At 44.5% G+C, this 1,504-nt stretch carries 2 protein-coding genes; both read left to right on the top strand.

Annotated features, from left to right (window positions below; genetic code table 11):
• Positions 1 to 225 (top strand): SMC-Scp complex subunit ScpB (locus Q4557_RS19705; protein WP_303415026.1); only part of this gene is annotated, 225 nt, incomplete at its 5' end.
• Positions 226 to 1,098, top strand: a complete 873-nt coding sequence (gene rluB, locus Q4557_RS19700) for a 23S rRNA pseudouridine(2605) synthase RluB (RefSeq protein WP_303415024.1) — start codon at positions 226 to 228, stop codon at positions 1,096 to 1,098.
• Positions 1,099 to 1,504: the final 406 nt, after the last annotated feature.

Raw genomic sequence — 1,504 nt, 5'->3', positions numbered from 1 at the left:
AGCAGCCACATAATAAAGAGTTTAGCTGATAGACACTGGGTAAAAACAGTGGGTCATAAAGAAGTGCCTGGGCGACCGGCACTCTATGCCACCACCAGTGAATTTTTATCTTATTTTGGCTTGAAAACCCTAGCAGACTTACCGTCGCTATCGGATGAAGAGTCATTGCAGGCGCTATTTGAGAAAGTCTCAATGGCGTCACAACAAACAGAAGAGTCGAACTAGATGAGCGAAAAATTGCAGAAAGTCTTGGCCCGTGCAGGCCATGGCTCCCGTCGTGAGATGGAGGCATGGATTGCTGCAGGCCGTGTTAGTGTAGACGGAGAAATTGCCAACTTAGGTGATCGCGTTGAAGCAGAAGCTAAAATCCGTATCGATGGCCGTGCTATAACCATCAAAACCGAAGATGACATTATTTGTCGTGTGTTGGCATACCATAAGCCAGAAGGTGAAATTTGTAGTCGTAAAGATCCTGAAGGCAGAACAACGGTTTTCGAACGTTTACCGACAATACGTGACTCACGTTGGGTAGCGGTAGGGCGTTTGGATATCAATACGTCAGGTTTACTGTTATTTACCTCTGATGGTGAACTAGCTAACCGTTTAATGCATCCATCAAATGAAGTTGACCGTGAATATGCGGTGCGCACATTTGGTGATGTACCTGAAGCGGCAGTTCAACGTCTTCGTAAAGGCGTGACATTAGAAGATGGTCCTGCCAACTTTGATACCATCAAAGCTGCTGGTGGTGAAGGCCTTAATAAATGGTGGCATGTGACCCTAAAAGAAGGGCGTAACCGCGAAGTTCGCCGCTTATGGGAATCACAAGAAGTGCAAGTTAGCCGTCTTATCCGTATTCGTTACGGCATGGTTGAGCTACCTAAGTCACTACCTCGTGGCGGTTGGGGTGAACTGGATATGGAGCAAGTAAACTACTTGCGCCAAGTTGCAGGTCTAGAGCCTGAAACTCGCACCATGTTAGGTACTGATAAACACAGTGTCGCTCGTGCTAAAGTGAAAGGCGCTAAGATCCGCCGAGCCGTGCGTAAGCACAAAACTACCGCAGCGCGTCCTAAATCAAACCGCCAGCGTAGTTAATACGTTTTAGTACGTGCTTGTTTGACACAAAAGGCCACACTATGTGGCCTTTTTAATACCTAAAACCTCTGCCTACTTATTAAAACACCCGTAATAAAGCATTATTAGTTAGTCATTTCGTGGTGTTTTGCTATTAATCTCATAATTCCCTATCGCTAACTTGAAACTGTGATATCTGCTAACTATATTTAATGTTGATGATTTTTTCATCAATTACGTACACTTACAGTTAAGGGAGTATTCAATGAAAAAGTTAATCGGTGCCATCTTTGTGTGTCTTATCTATGGCTGTGCTTCATCGCCAGCAACCTGGAAAGGAATGTCAGAAAGAGATATTGCAGATTGGAAAGCGATAGGCTTTGATGCAGCTAAAGCTCAAAAATGGAGTAAGAGCGGCTTTAATGCT

It is taken from the genome of Shewanella sp. 5_MG-2023, from assembly GCF_030547465.1.
Lineage (GTDB): Bacteria > Pseudomonadota > Gammaproteobacteria > Enterobacterales > Shewanellaceae > Shewanella.
The sequence above is the reverse complement of the archived record's forward strand: the minus strand, read 5'-3'. Positions and strand labels throughout refer to the sequence as shown.